This window comes from Vreelandella halophytica (assembly GCF_968193635.1).
This window is the reverse complement of the sequence record NZ_OZ309107.1, coordinates 1023274-1042692: the sequence shown is the minus strand read 5'-3', so window position 1 is coordinate 1042692 and position 19419 is coordinate 1023274. Positions and strand designations below refer to the sequence as shown.

General features: G+C 59.6%; 17 protein-coding genes. 5 read left to right on the top strand and 12 right to left on the bottom strand.

The features are described from left to right. Window positions 1-4: 4 nt before the first annotated feature. The 3 genes from ACWHXT_RS04920 (at window position 5) to ACWHXT_RS04910 (ending at window position 892) form a co-directional block, all read left to right on the top strand. The gene (locus ACWHXT_RS04920) at window positions 5-424 is read left to right on the top strand and encodes a type II toxin-antitoxin system HicB family antitoxin (RefSeq protein WP_447957473.1); all 420 of its coding nucleotides are present in this window, start codon (window positions 5-7) and stop codon (window positions 422-424) included. Between the two features lie 121 nt (window positions 425-545). Next, the gene (locus ACWHXT_RS04915; protein ID WP_447958067.1) at window positions 546-833 is read left to right on the top strand and encodes a hypothetical protein; all 288 of its coding nucleotides are present in this window, start codon (window positions 546-548) and stop codon (window positions 831-833) included. Next, window positions 782-892 carry a DUF4113 domain-containing protein gene (locus ACWHXT_RS04910; RefSeq protein WP_447958010.1) on the top strand — a complete coding sequence of 37 codons (111 nt, stop codon included), beginning with the start codon at window positions 782-784 and terminating at the stop codon, window positions 890-892. Before ACWHXT_RS04915 ends, ACWHXT_RS04910 begins: the two co-directional genes overlap by 52 nt. Window positions 893-962: 70 nt before the next feature. Here the strand turns inward: ACWHXT_RS04910 and ACWHXT_RS04905 are convergent, their stop codons facing one another. The 3 genes from ACWHXT_RS04905 to ACWHXT_RS04895 all read right to left on the bottom strand — a co-directional run bounded on the left by ACWHXT_RS04905 (window position 963) and on the right by ACWHXT_RS04895 (window position 2973). Then, window positions 963-1445: a hypothetical protein gene (locus ACWHXT_RS04905; RefSeq protein WP_447957472.1), complete on the bottom strand. Its 483-nt coding sequence runs from the start codon at window positions 1443-1445 to the stop codon at window positions 963-965. Window position 1446: 1 nt separating this feature from the next. Next, the gene (locus tag ACWHXT_RS04900) at window positions 1447-2391 is read right to left on the bottom strand and encodes a hypothetical protein (protein WP_447957471.1); all 945 of its coding nucleotides are present in this window, start codon (window positions 2389-2391) and stop codon (window positions 1447-1449) included. A 297-nt stretch (window positions 2392-2688) separates the two neighbouring features. Beyond that, window positions 2689-2973 (bottom strand): S24 family peptidase, encoded by a 285-nt coding sequence (locus tag ACWHXT_RS04895; RefSeq protein WP_447958009.1) that lies wholly within the window; start codon window positions 2971-2973, stop codon window positions 2689-2691. Between the two features lie 392 nt (window positions 2974-3365). Between ACWHXT_RS04895 and dusA the strand changes: the two genes are divergently transcribed. Then, entirely contained in the window at window positions 3366-4379 is a 1014-nt protein-coding gene (dusA, locus tag ACWHXT_RS04890; RefSeq protein ID WP_447957470.1) for a tRNA dihydrouridine(20/20a) synthase DusA, read from the top strand. 55 nt (window positions 4380-4434) lie between these two features. Here the strand turns inward: dusA and ACWHXT_RS04885 are convergent, their stop codons facing one another. Both ACWHXT_RS04885 and ACWHXT_RS04880 read right to left on the bottom strand, forming a co-directional pair. After that, window positions 4435-5907, bottom strand: a complete 1473-nt coding sequence (locus ACWHXT_RS04885; protein ID WP_447957469.1) for a catalase — start codon at window positions 5905-5907, stop codon at window positions 4435-4437. Window positions 5908-6216: 309 nt separating this feature from the next. Further along, a complete protein-coding gene (locus ACWHXT_RS04880; RefSeq protein WP_447928356.1) occupies window positions 6217-7248 on the bottom strand; it encodes a succinylglutamate desuccinylase/aspartoacylase family protein in 1032 nt (343 codons plus the stop codon). A gap of 196 nt (window positions 7249-7444) precedes the next feature. Between ACWHXT_RS04880 and ACWHXT_RS04875 the strand changes: the two genes are divergently transcribed. Continuing rightward, window positions 7445-8065, top strand: a complete 621-nt coding sequence (locus tag ACWHXT_RS04875) for a TetR family transcriptional regulator (protein ID WP_447957468.1) — start codon at window positions 7445-7447, stop codon at window positions 8063-8065. Between the two features lie 90 nt (window positions 8066-8155). Here ACWHXT_RS04875 and ACWHXT_RS04870 read toward each other — a convergent pair whose 3' ends face one another. From ACWHXT_RS04870 to ACWHXT_RS04840, 7 genes are all read right to left on the bottom strand, one after another. Next, complete coding sequence (locus tag ACWHXT_RS04870; protein WP_447957467.1) at window positions 8156-8839, bottom strand: hypothetical protein; 684 nt, start codon at window positions 8837-8839, stop codon at window positions 8156-8158. A gap of 207 nt (window positions 8840-9046) precedes the next feature. Further along, window positions 9047-12226 carry an efflux RND transporter permease subunit gene (locus tag ACWHXT_RS04865; protein ID WP_447957466.1) on the bottom strand — a complete coding sequence of 1060 codons (3180 nt, stop codon included), beginning with the start codon at window positions 12224-12226 and terminating at the stop codon, window positions 9047-9049. Then, entirely contained in the window at window positions 12226-13500 is a 1275-nt protein-coding gene (locus ACWHXT_RS04860; RefSeq protein WP_447957465.1) for an efflux RND transporter periplasmic adaptor subunit, read from the bottom strand. The genes ACWHXT_RS04865 and ACWHXT_RS04860 overlap by 1 nt, the downstream gene beginning before the upstream one ends. A 70-nt stretch (window positions 13501-13570) precedes the next feature. Beyond that, a complete protein-coding gene (locus tag ACWHXT_RS04855) occupies window positions 13571-15250 on the bottom strand; it encodes a TolC family outer membrane protein (RefSeq protein ID WP_447957464.1) in 1680 nt (559 codons plus the stop codon). A gap of 242 nt (window positions 15251-15492) precedes the next feature. Continuing rightward, entirely contained in the window at window positions 15493-16338 is an 846-nt protein-coding gene (locus tag ACWHXT_RS04850; protein ID WP_447957463.1) for a fructosamine kinase family protein, read from the bottom strand. A 64-nt stretch (window positions 16339-16402) separates the two neighbouring features. Continuing rightward, window positions 16403-17890 (bottom strand): xylulokinase, encoded by a 1488-nt coding sequence (gene xylB, locus ACWHXT_RS04845; RefSeq protein ID WP_447957462.1) that lies wholly within the window; start codon window positions 17888-17890, stop codon window positions 16403-16405. Then, window positions 17890-19377 (bottom strand): mannitol dehydrogenase family protein, encoded by a 1488-nt coding sequence (locus tag ACWHXT_RS04840; RefSeq protein WP_447957461.1) that lies wholly within the window; start codon window positions 19375-19377, stop codon window positions 17890-17892. Before ACWHXT_RS04840 ends, xylB begins: the two co-directional genes overlap by 1 nt. Window positions 19378-19419 lie beyond the last annotated feature (42 nt).

Genomic DNA, 19419 nt, shown 5'->3' with positions numbered 1-19419 from the left:
AGCCATGTTATTTCCCATTGCCGTCGAACGCGGCGACGAACAGCACGCCTATGGCGTTGTGGTGCCCGACCTCCCCGGCTGCCATTCGGCCGGTGACACCTTTGAAGATGCCTTGGCCAACGCCCGGGAAGCCATCGAAGGCTGGCTGGAAGTGGCCGTCGAGGTGGGCGATCCCATTCCCGAGGCCACGTCCATCGAACACCACATGGATAACCCCGACTTCGCCGGCTGGATCTGGGCCGTGGTCGAGATCGACATCGCCCCGTACCTGGGCAAGAGCCACAAGATCAACGTCACCATGCCCGACTTACTGCTCAAACAGATCGACGACTTCGTGGCTCGCCATCCTGGCGACAAGTCTCGCTCAGGGTTTCTTTCGCGCGTCGCCATGGCCGAGTTGGCCCGGGCGCGGCAAACGGGCTGATTTCATCGACAAGCTTCCATCGAAAAAGCCTGCATGCGCGGAGGTTAAGTCTTGTAGGCCGGTTCTCCTTGGCAATTGCTCATCATCGTGAATCTTTTGAAGTGGCGCAAAAGAGCCTCGCTTGGGAAACTTTCACTGCGACCGGCGCCAGCCTAAGCACGCCTATAAGAAAGCCAGCGTGATGATGCTCGACCTCACCGACCAGCACGGCCAACAGCTTAGCCTGATGAATACCCCACAAACCGACGAAAACCGCCAGCGCAGCCAGCAGCTCATGGCCAACATGGATGCGCTGGACGAAAAGATAGGGAAAGGCAGGTGCGGATGGGGCTACCGGAGAAGAACGCGCCTTGGCACCTGCGCTGTGCTCATCGCAGTCCGCAGTATACGACGAACTGGGATGAGTTGATGGTGGCTTATAGGAATGAGTGTGCGGCTCACAGAGCCGCTAATCAAGAAAAAACTTAAGCTAACAACCTTTAATAAGGTTTTATCAGATCAAACATTTACAAAACTTTCACTTATTCAAAAAACAATGCTATTTTAACTTTTTTTCTTCAACTTGATCATCATACTTCTCTAATTGCTTGTTAATGAGCTTGTCAGGTAAAACTATAGAAAATAGAAAAGCGATGACTGAAAAAAAGACAAACGATCGTTCAAGCCACAAATGAATAAGTGGAAAGGCGTCATCATCAACTAAACGTGACAAAAAGATTAAAGCCAAAGTAATAAGATAAGCATGAAAAAGATCCTTATGCCTAACTAAAGACTTGACGTAATTATCACGCGCTACTTTATTATATCTCCATGTCCTTTTTCGATGAAAAACAGGTTCACCCATGATAGTCATTACCGCCACAAGAAAACCTGCCAAAATTGAAAAAACATTAATTAGAACATCTGACGCATCCGAGTTATCATGTATCAACGGCTGCCCATAAAATGCAGCTAACGCTGCAAATAGACATATAGCTAAAAACTTAATTAGAGCAAACCAGTCAAAATCAATTTTTTTCATTTTATTGACCTAATAATCGATCTCTCTCTAACTTCCTATAATAAAGCTTTAACTTACTCCATACACTATCATAATATACACTCTTACCAACTTTATCTACTGAAGACCTTGTTTGCAATCTCATATCTTGAGATTGCAAAGGTTCTCCATCATGAGTATATATGACAATACCATCATCTTCTATCGCTTCTTCAGCAATTTCTCTAAGCTGAGATTTAGCAATATCATCAGCTCTTGTATTACCCTTTAGCTTAACAGTGCCTTCGACAATTAAATCTTCCATTGCTGTCATTTGAGCTTCATCATCAAATCGCCCAAGCCTGTTTCTAACAGCGTTAGCCGCAGCTTCTAAAATATAAGTTCTAAACCAATTTCCATGATGATGCTGCGCGTTAAAGCTCGCACTATAAGCACTAGCTGAAAACTCTACTTTTGATACACCATGTTTTTCAATTACTTGATATTTTTCTAAATCAAGTGCAGTACTTAATTCAAACCTATACTCAATGCCTTCTGGGTTATTTTCGTCAATGGTTGCTATTTGGAAGTAATATTTTAAATACTGCGCAATTTTTGAATGATGCATATTTCTACCATGGGACGTTGCAATAACATCATGACCACGGCAATACATGAAAAAATCACCGTCCTTATACTCCATGCCTTGTGGAGCAGGATGAAGTTCTTCGTTATCTTCTTCTCCCTGCGCACCAGGTAAAAGAGTATCGCTACTCTCTCCGGGCACATAGCGTACAAAGTGCAATAGTACTCCTTGCTCTTCTTGTCGATAATGCTGAATTCTTACAACTTCATCAACTTGACGCCATTCTGATTCGGCAACAGTACACACCAGCTCTCTTGAAAAGCATATTAATCTTTCCAAGTCAAAAGCAGTATCATTAGAAACACATCTAAAATAACGAATAACTTTTGTAGTTTTAGCCATAGCCATAACCTTAACCTTAATTAAATACTTAGTATTATCTCGATTAAAAAAATCCTGCGACTTGACCATCTCCGGCTAGTAGCAGCGTGCCAAAGTAAATTAATTCAAATACTGCTCTGCGGTATCAATCAGTGTTTTAGCCTTTTCAAAGCTGGAAACAGCATCAGGTACGCACGATAGACAACGATTCAGATCAATGACCGCCATATGCCATATCCAGATTGGATTTAGACACGCTATAAGGTAGCCCCGCGATACGAGAGCGCAGTTCATAGGCTTGAGGTTGGCTTTCACGCATCATAGCCATACACTGCGCCACTCCGTCGCTGTTCGACGATGAACCATAAGCCGACAGCCCAATTCGAATTTCACATCGCCCCAGAATCTCCAGCCCCCCATATCCTGCGGCTTGATCATCTCGGGCTGGTACAGCTCGTTATCACTAATCAAATACAGCGCGCGCCCGGCCAAGCGCTGCACCCGCTTGATCCGCCGCTCCCCACTCAGCAGCAGCAAGAACACCCCTTCCTGCTTCAGATCGCGGTTCGCCCGGTTCACCAGCACCCAGTCAACATCCGCCAGGGTGTCCTATCTTCGCGCACCTGTTCGTTCACGATCCTCGCCGGGTCGAGTCACTACCCAGTCGACTCTGCATTTTGGTTAAGCGAGCTTAACCCACCAAAATCATACGCACCATCGCAATAGCACTGGTCTTTGGTCTCAATTATGCGCTTAGAAACGCCAGTAGACGCTTGACGACTCTTCCATGTCACTGTAGCTCGACGCTGGCTCTGGGAGCGCTCCTCTTTCTTCCGTACAATAGCCGCCAAACCTCTTTACGTCCCTGGAAAGCACCTGCTGTGTACCATGCTACTGATTTTTGAATTCGTCTCCGCCGAGTACACTCAGGATGCATTTTCAAGCACCCAACACCATTATAGCTGTATTTTTATACAGCTAAAGAAATTATCTAAATGACTGATTTAACTATCGAAAATAGCGCAGGCCGAGGCCGCCGATTTTCAGTGGCCCCTATGATGGACTGGACTACGAGAGACTACAGAGCATTCGCCCGTACCCTGACCAAGCGCACCCTGCTCTACACCGAGATGGTGACCACCGGGGCGATTTTGCATGGCTCGCCGCGGGAGCGGTTTTTGGGTTACAACGAAGTCGAGCATCCGATTGCGCTGCAGTTGGGCGGCAGCGACGCGGGGGAGCTGGCCGAGTGCGCGGCGATTGCCCAAGAGTGGGGCTACGACGAGGTGAACCTGAACGTGGGTTGCCCCAGCGACCGGGTGCAGAACAACCTGATCGGGGCGTGTTTGATGGGCTACCCGGAGAAAGTGGCGGCGGCGGTGAAGGCCATGCAGGCGGCGGTCACTATTCCGGTGACCGTTAAGTGCCGGATCGGTATCGACGACCAGGACGAAGACGCGGACCTGGCGCGGTTTATCGACATGGTCGCGGATGCTGGCTGCACCACATTTAGCGTGCACGCGCGCAAGGCCTGGCTACAGGGCTTGTCGCCCAAGCAGAACCGGGACGTGCCGCCGCTGAACTACCCGCGCGTACACCGCTTGAAGGCGGCGAACCCGGCGCTTCATATCGGCATCAACGGCGGACTTAAAACCCTCGATGAGTGCCAGGCCCAGCTCGAGCACGTAGACAGCGTCATGGTGGGCCGCGAAGCGTACCAGAACCCGTGGCTTCTGGCCGGGGTGGACCAGGCGATCTTTGGTGAGCCGGGACCGGCGGCCACGCGCCTGGAGGCGGCTCAGGCGTTCAAGCCCTATATTCAGATGCGGTTGGATGAGGGCGCCAAGCTCAACCATATTACCCGCCACCTGCTGGGGCTCTTTCAGGGCTGTTCCGGCGGGCGGCGTTTTCGCCGCCACCTTTCTGAAAACGCCCATAAGGAGGGCGCAGGCCTGCGCTTGTTCGATGAAGCGCTAAGCCTGGTCCGCGAGCCCGAAACCAGCGCATAAAAAAACCCGCCACGGTCAGCCGTGGCGGGTTCGTTTTAGCGAACGCCCTGGGGCGTTACTTGCCTTCTTTCCGGCGATTTTCCATGACGCCTTTTTCGACGCGCTCGCCGATCGTTTGATCGACGTTTTTCCAGTACTCGAATACGCGGGACAGAACCGGCTCTTCCACGCCGCTGGAAACGTGGCCGACGATGTTGCTCACCAAACGGTCACGGGCCGCGTCGTCCATTACCTTGTTGACCAAGTCGTTGGCCTGGTTGAAGTCGCCATCGCCCGGGCGCAGCGTGTAGGCGGCGCGTACCAGCTCGCCATCGGCTTCCCATACTGCGTCTTCCGGGAAGGCGTTCGGGTCGGCGTGGGCGCCGCCCTTGCTGTTGGGCGCGTAGACCGGGTCCGACGTGTTGGCAACACGCATCCGGCCGCCCTTGGCGTAGCTGTTCACCTCGGCTTTCGGGGCGTTGACCGGGATCTGCTGGTAATTGATACCCAAGCGGGCACGGTGGGCATCGGCGTAGGAGATGACCCGCGCCAGCAGCATCTTGTCCGGCGAGAAGCCGGTACCCGGCACGGAGTTGCTGGGCTGGAACGCCGCCTGCTCGATTTCGGTGTGGAAATCGGTCGGGTTACGGTCGAGGGTCATCCTGCCCACTTCCTGCAGCGGGTAGTCGTCGTGCGGCCACACCTTGGTCAGGTCGAACGGGTTGATGTGGTAGGTCTTGGCATCCTCGAAGGGCATGATCTGGACTTGTAGCGTCCAGGTCGGGTGTTCACCGCGCTTGATGGCGTCGAACAGATCGCGACGGTGGTAGTCCGCGTCGGTACCCGCCATTTCGTCGGCCTGCTCTTGGGTCATGCACTTGATGCCCTGGTCGGTCTTGAAGTGGTACTTGACCCAGAAACGCTCACTCTTGTCGTTGACCCACATATAGGTATGGCTGGAGTAGCCGTTCATGTGGCGCCAGCTAGCCGGCACGCCGCGGTCGCCCATCAACCAGGTGACCTGATGGGCGGATTCCGGCGAAAGCGACCAGAAGTCCCACTGCATGTCGTGATCGCGCAGGCCGTTGTCGGCGCGGCGCTTCTGCGAGTGGATGAAGTGCTGGAACTTGAGCGGGTCGCGCACGAAGAACACGGGGGTGTTGTTGCCCACCATGTCGAAGTTGCCGTCTTCGGTGTAAAACTTCAGCGAGAAGCCCCGTGGGTCGCGCCAGGTATCCGGGCTTCCGCCTTCGCCGGCCACCGTGGAGAAGCGCGCGAGCATTTCGGTTCTCTTACCCGGCTGCAGGAACTTCGCCCGGGTGTACTGGCTGACGTCGTGCGTCACCTCGAAATGCCCAAAAGCACCGCCGCCTTTGGCGTGGGGTTGGCGGTCCGGAATCATTTCCCGGTTGAAGGCCGCCATTTGCTCCATCAAATAATGATCGTGCAGTACGATCGGGCCGTCCGGGCCTACGGAGAGCGAATGCTCGTCGCTGGCTACCGGAATACCGGCGTCGGTGGTGGTGTTATTGGATTTACCGTTCGTCATACCTTCCTCCATGTCACGATCCGGGGCCTCTAAAGGGCCACCTTCGTTTTGGGCTTTGGCAAGTCGCCCATTGGTTGATGCTGGCGTGTGTATGTGTCCATCAGTTATAGCCAGGATGGGCTTATCATGCCATGTACTCGGGCCAACGGCTTGCTATAGCACCCATAGCTATAAACCATCGACTACTCGCCACTTCAACGCTTTAAGCTATGACGTTAAAACGGCGGACATCAAAGCCGGAGGACATGAAAACCGGCGAATGGGCACAGCGTTCAAAAGCACTTTTTTCAATACATGTTCAATACATCTTCAATACATGGGGTCGGAGACGGGCTCCAGGCTCGACTGGAAGCTTTCGATCGCGGTTTCCGCCTCTTCGATCTCGTCGAAGCGGGCAATGTGGTAGAGCGCCTCGCCTTCGTTGGCCAACGGCAAGCGGCTCATGCCGATCACGATACCGTCGGCCATGGCCAGCACGTCTCCCTCGTCGTTACCGAAGGGGTCGGCGACCTTACCCAGCACCTCGCCCTTGGAGACCCGGGCCCCCAGGCGCACCTTGGGCCGCAGGATGCCGTCGATCGGCGCGCGCGCCCAGCTGGAACCGTTGGCAAGCTCCGCCGGGGCCGGCAGGCGGCGGCGCTGCTCGCCGGAAAGCATCTTGAGCCGGCGCATGACGCGCAAAATACCGCGCACCCCCGGCGCAATCGCCCACTCGTCGAAGCGCAGCGCCTCGCCGGCTTCGTAGGTGAGCACCGGGATACCCCGGTTCTGGGCGTAGTGACGAAGGCTGCCCTCGCGCAGCTCGGCGTTCAAGATGACCGGGGCGCCGAAGGCGTCCGCCATGCGGGCGGTTTCGCTGTCGGGTTCGAGCTGCGCGCGAATTTGCGGCAGGTTGGTGCGGTGAATAGCGCCGGTGTGCAGGTCGATGATGTGCGTGGCGTGATCGACGATCTCTTCGCGCAACAGCGCGGCGATGCGCCCGCCAAGCGAGCCCTTTTCACTGCCGGGAAAGCAGCGGTTCAAATCGCGCCGGTCCGGAAGGTAACGGGTTTGCTGGAGAAAGCCGAACACGTTGACCACGGGAACGGCGATCAAGGTGCCGCGCAGGCTTTTGATCGAGCGCGAGCGCAGCAGACGCCGCACGATTTCCACACCGTTGATCTCGTCGCCGTGAATACCGCCGCACACCATCATGACCGGCCCGGGCCTGCGCCCGTGAACGACCTCGATGGAGATATGCAGCGGCGTGTGGGTGTAAAGGCGCGCGACCGGCACATCGATTTGCAGCCGCTGGCCGGGCTGAAGAGTGTGGCCTGCTATCTTGAACGGTGCTTGTGCCATGACGGTTCCTATCGATGTGATGAAAGCGCGGCCTAAAGCGGCGCGGGTGCCCCGAATGAGTCACTCTTTTACACCAGATTAAACGTTAATTGTCATCGATGATGACATTGGTCAGCTAACCATACAGTTTTGAATGTAAAAAGGCGGCATTTCAGATAAAATGTCTCTCTTTCGAGGTAGTTATCAGGGTTGCGTTATGGCTAGAAAAACCAAGGCAGAAGCGGCAGCGACGCGTGAAGCTCTGCTCAACGCAGCTGAAGAGGTGTTTTTCGATAAAGGCGTTGCCCGCACCTCGCTCGAGCAGGTGGCCCGCCACGCCGGGGTGACCCGCGGCGCGGTTTACTGGCACTTCAAGAACAAGGGCGATTTGTTCATGGGGCTGGTCGAGCGCGTGCGCATGCCTTTTCAATCGCTGGTCGAAGAGGTCAAGAATGTCGACCCCAACGTCTCGCCCGTGGACGCCATACAGTTGGCGTGCCTGGCGGGCATGCGGCGTTTGGAGAAACCCTCGCACCGGCGCATCCTCTCCATCTTGCTGCACCGCTGCGAGTTTTTTAGCGACATCAACCCGCTCGAGATGCAAAAAGAGATCAACGAAGAGTGTTTCAATGAAATGCTCTGCCTGTTCAAAATGGCCAGCCAACAACAGCAGCTGCGCGAAGGCGTAACGCCGGAAGTTGCCACGCGCCTGGTGCAGGCCACCCTGGGCGGGCTTTTTCATGACTGGCTCAGAGCCCCGGAAAGCTACTCGCTAAGCGAGCGCGGTGCGGAAATCATCGAGACGCTCATCAAGTTGATACGCCATCAAAACGGCTGAATCTCCCTGACTCTGCCCTCGTTACTCTACAAAGAACGCTGCCAGGAACTTGCCTGTAAAAAGCCCGCCTATAAGGCGGGCTTTTGCTTCTCATAAAGACTGGGAGTGCGCGGCGGCGCCCTGATGTTTGTGGCGCAGGCGCAGCGTGTTCAAACGCTGGCGGGTGTCCATGTAGGTTTGCTCCTCTACGCTGCGGTAGGCGCCTTCGTCCTCGAGATACTTGACCAGTACCCGGCGCTCGCCAACGTTGAATGCGTCATCTTCCTTGCAATGAAGCTTCACACTACAGCGCGGCCTGTGCGCCACCACCGCCTGGGCAAGCTCGGCACCTTCGAGCGTGGTCACCTCGACGGTTACCCCCAAAAGGCTACGGCGCTTGAAAGGCGCAAAGCGGTTAAGCCCCCGTGCCAGGCCCTGGCAAATAGCGGCGGCCAGGGGCGAGGCAATGGCCAGCGCCCCCCAAACGATCACCACGCCGAGCGGCACGCGCAGCATGCCAAGCTCCAGCCAGCGCAGTACCAAAAGTTCCAGCGTAAGCGTCATGCCACCGGCCAGTAGCATCAGTATGGTCAGCGCAAGCGTCGCCGGCACACCGGTAAACCCAAGCGATACCAGCGTGCTGGCCATGTGGTCATCGCGCAGGCTGTCGTGTTCGAACAGCTCGAGCGGGGCGATTCTGACCAACACCAGCAGCCAGTAAAGCGCTAACAAGCCGAGCACGAACGTAAAGACGATAGTAGGAAATAATAAAGCGGCCGAGAGAATCGGTTGCATGGCGTGTCCTCCTCCAGGTGGTTGCCTGGTCGGTTTTGGCCTGTTGTTGTGGTTTTTGGTACAAGCCTAAACGTTTCATAAGCAAGTTTAGGTCAAATTACGCGCTTTTGCCCAAGTGCACTTTGACGGCGATCAAGGGGGCCATAAAAAAGCGGGCCCCGAAGGGCCCGCTTTACGTGAATAGCGTATCTAAAACGACTGAATACGTTATTCGCTCTGGTGCTCCAAGCGCTCATCGTGCTTGTTGCCTTTACGCTTGCGCTGTAGCCAGTCAGCGCTATAGGCGATCATGGCGTAGAAGCTTGGCACGAAGAGGCTGCCTAGAATCGCCACCGAGAGCATGCCCATCGCCACCGTGGTGCCGATATGGTGGCTGCTCACGTCACTTGCGCCGGTCGCCAGTGCCAAGGGCAGCGTACCGAAGATGAAGGCAAGCGATGTCATCACGATCGGCCTAAAGCGAAGCTCCGCGGCGGTAATCGCGGCCTCGCGAATGCTCTTGCCCTCCTCCTTGCGCTGCAACTCGGCGAACTCGACGATCAGGATGGCGTTCTTGGCCGCGAGACCAACCACCACCAGCATGCCGATCTGCACATAGACACTGGTGTCCAGACCACGCAGCGCGATGCCGCCGATACCACCAAGGAAAGCAAACGGTGTCGCGGTGAGTACCGCCAGCGGTAGCGCCCAGCTTTCGTACTGCGCCGCGAGAATCAAGAACACCATCAGGATACCGAAGATGATCGCAAGGCTTGCGGCATTGCCCATGTTGGCTTCCTGATACGCCGTGCCGGTCCAGCCCATGCCCCAGTTGGAGCCGAGGGTTTCTTGCACCACCTGGTCCATCGCCTCGATGGCCTCGCTGGAGCTATAGCCCTCGGCGGGGCCGCCCTGGAACTGGGCACCGGTGTACACGCCGAAGCGGGAAATCACCGAGGCCCCGACCTGACGCTCGAGGGTCACGAACTCGGAGAGCGGAATGCGCTCGCCACTGCCGCCGCGCACGAAGACATTGTTGATGTCGTCCGGCGTCTTGCGGAACTCGTCCTCATTTTGCAGGTAGACCTGGAAGTTACGGTTTTGATAGCTGAAGAAGTTGACGAACCCGTTACCGAAGGTATTGGAGAGCGCCGAGTTGATGTTCTCCAACGGCACGCCGTAACTGAGCGCCTTCTGCTGGTCGATCTCGGCACGATAAGACGGCACGTTGACGTTGAACGTCGAGAATACCTGATTGAGCGCCGGGTGCTCGTTGGCCGCGCCCATCACTTGCAGCGAAGCTTCGTAGATCTCCCGGGGCGAGGCGCCCTCGAAGGACTGCAGGTAGCCGGTAAAGCCGCCCGTGGTCGAGAGTCCGAGAATCGGTGGCACGTTGAAGGCCATGGCGGTACCGCCATCGATCCCCGCGCCCAGCTGCATGATCTGCCCCACCAGTCCTTCGACGGACAGGTCGCGATCGCCCCAGGGCAGCATGTTGACGAAGATGACCCCGCGGGCGGTGTTCACCGAGCCCGCCAGCAGATCGTAGCCCGCCACCGACGAGGAGTACTGTACGCCGTCGATCTCTTCGATCGCCGCGCTCAGCTTCGACATGTAGTTCTCGGTACGATCCAGCGAGGCGGCGTCGGGCAGCGATACGCTGACCAGCGCGACCCCCTGGTCGGTTTCCGGCACCAGACTGGAGGGCGAGGAGACAAAGAGCCAGTAGGAGCCCGCGCCCACCGCCAGGGTAAGCGCCAGCGCCAGCAGCCAGAAGCGCACCAGCTTCTTCACGAACCACATGTAGACGGCGGTAATACCGGCGAACATCCGATCGAACAGGCGTAGCGGCGTGGAGATCGCGCGGCGGAACTTCGACGGCCGGTCGTGGTTCAGGTTGTGCTTGATGAAGATCGCCGACAGCGCCGGGGTGAAGGTCAGCGCCATGATGGCGGAGAGCGCTACCGAGATCGCCACGGTGATGGCGAACTGCTGGTAGATCTGGCCGGTGAACCCACCCAAAAACGCGACGGGCACGAACACCGCCGCCATGATCAAGGACGTCGCGATTACGGGCCCGCCGACCTCACGCATTGCCTGGGCGGTGGCATCGCGCACGGTGATATCTTCGTCTTCGCTGAGCACGCGCTCGACGTTCTCCACCACCAGGATGGCGTCATCCACCACGATCCCGATCGACAGCACCATCGCGAACAGGGTCAGCAGGTTGATCGAGAAATCGAACATGTAGAAGCCGGCGAAGGTACCGATGACCGAGACCGGCACCACCGACATGGCGATGACCGTAAAGCGCCAATTCTGCAAAAAGATGAACAGAATGACGATGACGATCAGGAAGGCTTCGATGAAGGTGTGGAAGACCGTTTCCACCGAGGCGTCGATGAATAGCGTGGTGTCGTAGGGCGTGACGTACTCGAGCCCCGGCGGAAAGCGTCCGGCAACCTCGTCCATGGCGTCGCGCACCGCCTCGGCAGTGGAGAGCGCGTTGGCGCCGGGCTGCTGGTTGATGATGATCGGCGTCATCGTCGAGCCGTTCAGCCGCGCGCTGATGCCGTAGAAGGAAGCGCCCAGCTCGATCCGCGCGACGTCCTCGAGGCGCAGCGACGAGCCGTCCGGGTTGGTGCGCAGGTAGATGTCGCGGAAGTCGTCCGGGTCGTTGAGACGCCCGCCCGCGGTCAACGTATAGGTGTACGCGCGGGGCTCGCCCTGGGGTGCGGAGGCGAGGTTACCCGCGGGTACCTCGGTATTTTGCGATCGAATGGCACTGGCCACCTCGCTGGGGGTCAGGTCGTACTGTGCCAGCTTGTCCGGGTCCATCCAGATCCGCATGGCGAACTCGCCGCCCCCCAACACCTCGGCGTTACCCACGCCAGGTACCTGGCGCAGCTCGTCGAGAATGTTGAGCGTGGCGTAGTTCTGCATGTAGACGTTGTTGTAGTCGTCGTTAGGCGACGTCAACGCGATCAGCATTAGAATGGAGTCCGAGCGCAGCTCGACCGTCACCCCTTGAGACTGCACCTCTTCGGGGAGCTGGGAGAGCGCCCCTTGCACGCGGTTGTTGACGTTGATGGTGTTGATGTCGCCATCGGTGCCGATGTTGAACGCCACGCTCAGGCTCATGATGCCGTTATCGGCGCTGTTGGAGGTCATGTAGAGCATGTCCTCGACGCCGTTGATCGCCTCGGCCAGCGGTGCGGCCACCGTTTGCGCCACGGTTTCGGCATCGGCCCCGGGGAACTGGGCCTGAACCGAGACGGTCGGCGGCACCACGCTGGGGTACTGCTCGATCGGCAGCACCCGCATCGCCATGACCCCTACCAGCGTCAGGATGATCGCCAGTACCGTGGCGAAAATCGGTCGGCTGATGAAGAAGTTAGAGAAGTTCATTATTGCGCACCCTCTTCCCCTTCACCGGCCGGCATACCGCCGCCCGCCATTTCGGAAGCTTCCTCGGCTTGCTCGCGCTCCTCTTCGGCTTCGGCCTCTTCCACGTCTTCGACGATATCGTCGGCGTCGCCGTCGAAGGGCTGGGGGTCGATGACCATGCCCGGCTCGATGCCGGCGGGGTCACCCACGATCACGCGTTCGCCCTCTTCGAGCCCGTCCAGAATGATCTGCCAGGGGCCGGCGATGTCGCCGAGTTGCACGGTACGCTCGCGCGCCTTGTTCTCGTCGTCCAATACGAAGACGCGCGGGCCCATCAGGCCCTGAGTAGCCGCGATTTCCGGTATGGCGATGACGTTGAAGCGCTTGAGGCCATCCAGGCGCACACGCACGAACTGGCCCGGCAGCACCGCGCCGTCCGGGTTGGCGAAGGTCGCCGAGGCTTGCACGGTGCTGGTGCCCCCATCCACCCGGGACCCCAGGAAATCGAGCTCGCCTTCGAGCTCGGCGTCGGCGCTGCCGCTAAGGCCGGGCACACTCAGCCGAGCGACGATGGTGGAGTTGGTGTCGTCGTCGTTCATCTGACGGCGCAGCTCGAAGGCATCGCGCTGGGGCAGTTGAAAACGAACTTCCAGCGGGTCGAGCGGCGTAATCGTGGCAAGCTCGGTTCCCGAAGTGACCACGTTGCCCAGGTTGATCTGGCTCAAGCTGATCAAACCGCTGACCGGCGCAGTCACGTTGGAGTAGTCGAGATCCAGATTGGCACTGGAGAGCGCGGCCTGGGCCTGAGTAACGTTGGCCTGGGCGACGCGCTGATCGGATACGGCCTGGTCGTACTGCTGACGGCTCACCGAGTTCTGACTTAAAAGCTGCTCGAAACGCTCGGCGTCGCGCTGGGCCCGCGAGGCCTGAGCGCGGGCGCTTTCAAGGTCCGCCTGGCGCTGGTTGGTCGTGGCTTCGTAGCGGTCCGGCTCGATAGTGTAGAGCGAATCGCCCTGCTCGACCATCTGGCCTGGTTGAAAGTGGCGCTCTTCCAAAGCGCCGTCGACCCGCGCGATCAGCACGACTTCGTTATCGCTTCTAAGCATCGAGGGGTAGGATTTGTTGATCGGTAAATCCTGGCGCTCGACCTCGGCCACCTCGACTGCATGCGGCGGCTGCTCTTGCGCGGATTGTTGCTGCTGTTGGGGCTCTTCATCCCCGCCACAGGCACTTAGCGCCAGTGCAGCTATCAACGTCACCAGACTCGCTCTCGTTGAGTGAATCACTCTGCTCATACGTGGTATTCCCATTCATTTCTGTATTTTGACGGATAGCTACACGGGGCTGCGTCCACAGCCCCTGGTATCAATAGGTGCCCGATTGGCCACTGTCTGGGCCGCCGGGAGAGTAAGCGCCGGATTGGCTACCCCCTGCCGGATAGCCGCCTTGCTGGCCACCGCCGTAGGGGGCGCCGCCCTGCTGGCCGCCGGCAGGATAACCGCCGGACTGACGGCGGGCGGGGGCGTACTCTTCTGAGGAATAACTGGTCGACGGCGAGGATTCCGGCCGGGGCGGCGCGCCGATATCCAGCGCGCGCTGGTAGTCGTCGCCCTCGTTGGTTTCGGGCAGCGTGAAATTGACGTCTTCGCCGGTCAGCCAACCGTTGACTTCCTCGAGCGCGGCGACGTCCAAAAGCCCGGACTGTTGACGCAGTGACAGTAGATTGATCACGTAGTCGTAGCGCGACTCGGCGTAGTTGGCGATCGCGTTATACAGGTTCTGCTCGGCGTTGAGCACGTCGACGATATTACGCGTGCCGACTTCGTAACCGGCCTGGGTCGCCTCCAGGGCGCTTCGCGTCGAGACGATCGCCTGCTGGCGGGCATCGACGGTTTCCACGTTGTTGCTGACTTGGGTGTACAGCGAGCGAACCTGCTGAATGGTGGTGCGCCGCTGGGACTCGAAATCGTACTGGCTGCTCTCGAGCTGGTAGGTGTTCTGGCGAATGTTGGCGCTGGTGCTGCCGCCGGTATAGAGAGGAACACTTGCCGATACCCCGAGCTGGCTCGAGGCATTGTGGCCGTCGAGATAGTCGATGTCGGAGTCTGAATACTGATAGTTGGCGAACGCCTGCAGAGACGGCAAGCGCCCGGCCCGGGCGACTTCGACGCCGGCGCGGGAGACTTCGATACCTGCGCGCTGAGCCAGCACCTGCGGGTTGCGCTCGAGCGCCTGTTCGACCCAATAGTCGCGCTCGCTGGGCGCAGGCAGGCCGACCGGCATATCGCCGAGGGACTCGATGTTGGCGTAGCGGCGGCCGGTCAACTGCTCCAGCCGCTCGAACGCCACCTGTAGGTTGCTCTCGGCCGTGATGCGTTCGGCGCGGGACTGATCGAAGCTCGAACGCGCCTCCTCTACCTCGGTAATCGCGATCAGACCCACCTCGAACTGCTCGCTGGACTGCTCCAACTGACGGCCGATCGCACGTTCCTGGGCGCGGCGCGCTTCGAGCACTTCATAGGCGCGCAGAATATCGAAGTACGCCGACACCACGTCGATCAACAGCTGCTGCTCGGTCGCCGCCAGCACATACACCTGCTGGTCGATTTGGCGCTCGGCCTGGTCGACCTGGCGAGCGGTCGCCGCGTTGAACAGTGCCTGGGTCGCTTCTAGCGAGAGCGAGACATTGTTGTAGCTGTCTTCACTCGCCGGAGCGCCGGTGGCGGGTGTGCCCCCACCCCCGGCGCCGCCGGTCGGGTTGGTCGGCTCGACTCGACCCGCCGACTGACTTTCGTATTGGCGGTTATGTACCACGTTGCCCGAGGCGTTGACCTGGGGAAGCAGTTCCCCGCCCACCACGTCTCGCGCGGCTTCTACACCGGAAAATTCGGAACGCGCGGAGGCAAGCTCGGCGTTGTTGTTGAGCGCATCGCGGGTGATGGTAATCAGGTCCGCCGCTTGGGCGGGCAGTACGAAGGAGCTTGTCAGCACGGCTAACAATAAAGGGCGTAAGGGGGCATTGACTGCCCAGTTTGCCAGTCGCATGGGAGTGCCTCTAGGTGTCAACGTGGGATGGTGCGCCACACAGTGGGAGTGTGAAAGGGTGGCATTATAGTTACATTCATGTATGTATGCTAGCCTTGAAGTTCTAGAAAATCTGTGTCTCGCCAAACGTCAAGACTAGCGCACCTTACTTTAGTCAAAAGGGTGAAAAGCGTGTACTTCTAACATCGGCCTTTTTTTATCGAGGGATACCGCCCTCGAGGCCCGCTTCAACCGCTTGCGTCTTACGCGGCGTACTGCTCCAGCCGGTTCACGCAGCGCTCGACCCCGCTTAAGTACATGCCGCCAAATAGCAGCACGTGATTGAGCAACGGGTAGAGTTGAAAAAGCGCTTCGCGCCGGGGCCAGTCGTTGGGGGCGTAGCCGTTCCAGTAGGCGTCGAAAAAGCGTTCATCGGGGCTGCCGAAAAGCGTCAGCATGGCCAGATCGACTTCCGGGTAGTGGCGGTAAACGGCGGGGTCGATCAGCGCGGGGCCGCGGGCGGTGTAGAGCACGTTACCCGACCATAAATCGCCATGCACCAGGCTAGGCGAGGCATCCGGCAGCCACTGCTCCAGGGCCCGGGCCTGGGCGTCGATACGCTCGCCCAGTGCGGGGCTGATCAAGGCTTGCTCGAGGCAGGCCTGGCTTAGCGCCCGCAAACGCCGCTCGCGCTGGAAAGCGCGTCCGTCGCTTAGCGGGGCGTTGGGTTGGGGGGTGCGGCCGCAGGCGTTGTCGTGCACCCAGCCGTGCTGGCTGCCGATCACGCTGTGCAGTTCACGAAGCCCTTCGCCAAGCTCGACACTGGCCCGGGCGGTTTCGGGCACGGTGTGCAGCGCCTCGATCACCAGCCACTGCCCGGATTGACCGAGCACCTCGGGAATCACCAGTGAAGAGCCCGCCCCTTTCAGCGCGCGAAGCCCTTCCGCCTCGCCGCGCAGCCTTGCCGGATCGTCCTGCTTGATAACGACCGTGCCGTGGGCCGTATCGAGCTCGAACACGGCGGCGATATCGCCCCCGCTGAGCGGAGTGAGCGAGCCCCGCGGCTCGAGCGCCAGCACGCTTAGAATATCCTGTAGCTCGGTGTTCACGGTATTCCCCTCCCCCAGCGTCATTATCACATTATAGCGATAACGCTACAGGGAGGCGCAGGCGTTAGGCAATGCCGTGGCGCCCCTCGAGCGCCTCACGATAGCGCTGGTACACCTGTTGATAGGCGTCGACCCGCGCCGGGTCCGGCTCGGCCCGCGAGCCCGCATCCAGATGCACCAGCCGCTTGCACAAGGCCTCCAACGTGGTGCCTTGGGGCTTTTGCTCGCACCAGGCCGCCTGCAGCGCCGCGCCGAGGGCGGCGGCGTCGGTCACTTCGGGGCAGATGACATCGATACCGGTGATATCGGCCACCATTTGGCGCCATACCGGGCTTTTCGCCCCACCACCGCTTAGCCGAATCTGGCTGGCACCGGCGGTGAGATCGCCTAAAAGATCCAACCCGTAGCGAAGCCCGAAAGTGGCCCCTTCCATCACCGCTCGGCACACATTGGCCTGGCTCATGTTGAGGCTGGTCAGCCCCAGAAAATCGCCGGTGGCGGCGGGCAGCATCGGCACCCGCTCGCCGTTGAAGAAAGGCAAGCAGGTTATCCCCTCGGCGCCGATCGGGGCGCTGGCCACGCGCTCGGCGAAGGCGTTTAGATCGAGGTCGAAAAGCTCGCGTACGCGGGTAGTGGCCGAGGTGACGTTCATGGTGCAAATGAGCGGCAGCCAGCCGCCGTGGCTGGCGCAGAAGTTGGCCACCATGGCGTTGTCGGTGGCGACCGGTTGGGGGGAGTAGGCGCATACCGTGCCGGAGGTGCCCAGGCTCAGGGTAATCAGCCCGCGGGTGATATTGCCGGTGCCGATAGCGCCGAGCATGTTATCGCCACCGCCAGAGGAGACGACGACGTTATCCGCAAGGCCCAGCTCAGAGGCGACCTGCGCCCGCACGACGCCCGCCGGGGCGTCGGGTTCGATGAGCCTTGGCAGCACCCGGGCAGGGTCGAGCTCCGGGGCGATCTGGTGGAACACTTCGAGCTGCCAGTCGCTGGTGCGGGTGTCGAAATAGCCGGTGCCGGAGGCGTCGCCGGCTTCGGTCACCCGCTCGCCGGTCAGCCAGAAGTTGATGTAGTCATGAGGGAGCAAAATCGTCGCGATGCGCCGGTAGGCGTCCGGGTGGTGCTCGCGAAGCCAAGCGATTTTGGAGGCGGTATAGCCGGTTTGCAGCACCAAACCGAGCTTGTCGAGACAGCCCGCCTCGCCGCCCAAGCGCTCGACCAGGGCGCTGTTTTCGGCACTGGTTTCGGTATCGCACCAGAGCTTGGCCGGGTAGACCGGCACGCCGTCGGCGTCCAGTGCCACCATACCGTGCTGCTGGCCGGACACGCCGATGGCGCGCACCTGGCGCGCGGTAATCCCCGCGCACTGGATGGCCTCACCGAAGGCCCCCTTGAGCGCCGCCAGCCACTGGGCCGGGGCCTGCTCGCGGCGGCCCTGCTCGCCTTCATCCAACCGATGAGGGCGGCTGGCCTCGCCCAGGATCACGCCCTTTTCGACATCCACCACCACTACCTTGGTACTTTGCGTGCCGCAATCGATCCCGATATACATCAAGAACTTTCCTCAAAGGCCACCAGAGCTTCAAGCGTAGCGCGGGCGCCGCGTTCGTGCAGCAGGTCCAGGGCGGCCAGGTACGCCTGCATAAAGCGCGGGTCGTCGGCGAGATCGCCAAACAGCTCGCGGTTTTCGACGAACGCCTCGGGGCGCGTGCGGTTTTGCCGGGCAATCTCGGTAAGCTGCTCGCGCAGGGCATCGACCACCTCGATGGGCTCGCCCTGCTCGTCCACGCCTTCGGCGTAGCGCGCCCAGCTGGCGATAACGCTGGCGCTGAGCGCTACCTGGCCGCCGTGTTCGAGCTGATGGCGAACCACCGGCACCAGCCACTTCGGGATACGGTCCGAGCTTTCGGCGCAAAGCCTGGCCAACGTGTCCCGAATTTGCGGGTTCGCAAAGCGTTCGATCAGCGTGTGCTGGTAGGCAGGCAAGTCGATCCCCGGCACCGGCGGCAGCGTGGGGGCGCCCTCCTCTTTCATGTAGCGCAGCAGGAACTCGACGAACAGCGGGTCCTGGCACACCTGGTGGGCGTAGCGGTAGCCCGCGAGATACCCGAAATAGGTCAATGCCTGGTGGCTGGCGTTCAAAAGACGCAGCTTCATCAGCTCGAAGGGTTCGACGTCTTCGACCAGCTGTACGCCCACGTTCTCAAGCGCCGGGCGGCCCAGCGGAAAGTGGTCCTCCAGCACCCACTGGGTGAAGGGTTCGCACACCACCGGCCAGTCGTCCTCCAGGCCAAAGCGGCTTTTAAGCTCGTCGATATCGTTTTGCGTGGTGACCGGTGTAATGCGGTCCACCATGGCGTTGGGAAAGGCGACTTCGCGGGTCAGCCACTCGCCGAGCGCCTCATCCCGGGCGCTGGCAAAAGCGCCAAACATGCGCCGGGCAACATCGCCGTTGCCCTGGATGTTATCGCAGGACATGACGGTGAACGGCGCCACGCCCCGTTCGCGGCGGCGCACCAGCGCCTCGACCACCAGGCCGAAACTCGAAGCAGGCGCGGTCGGCTCGGCCAAATCGCGCTGGATCAGCGGATTATCGAGATTGAACGCCCCGCTGACCGGGTGCACGTTATAGCCGCCCTCGGTCACGGTCAGCGAGACGATTTTGATGGCCGGGTCGGCCATGGCTTCGATGACCGCCTGGGTCTCTTCCGGGGCGAACAGATAGTCGACCATACTCCCGATCACCCTGGGGGCGTACTCGCCGTCCGGGTGCTTGACCACCAAAGTGTAGAGATGGTCCTGGCCTGCCAGTACCTCTTTCATGCGCTTGTCCCCGGGCATCACGCCGACGCCGATGATGCCCCAGTCCAGCGCCTGGCCTTCGTTCATCAACCCATCGAGATACATGGCCTGGTGGGCGCGGTGAAAACCGCCCACGCCGATATGCACGATGCCCGCCTTGACGGCGCGCCGGTCGTAGGTGGGTAGCTTGACCCCCGGGTCGAGCGTGGTGAGCGTTTGATTGCTGAGTTGGGTCATGAGGGCTCTCCTGGCAGTGGGTAATCCCGGGATTGGCGATGC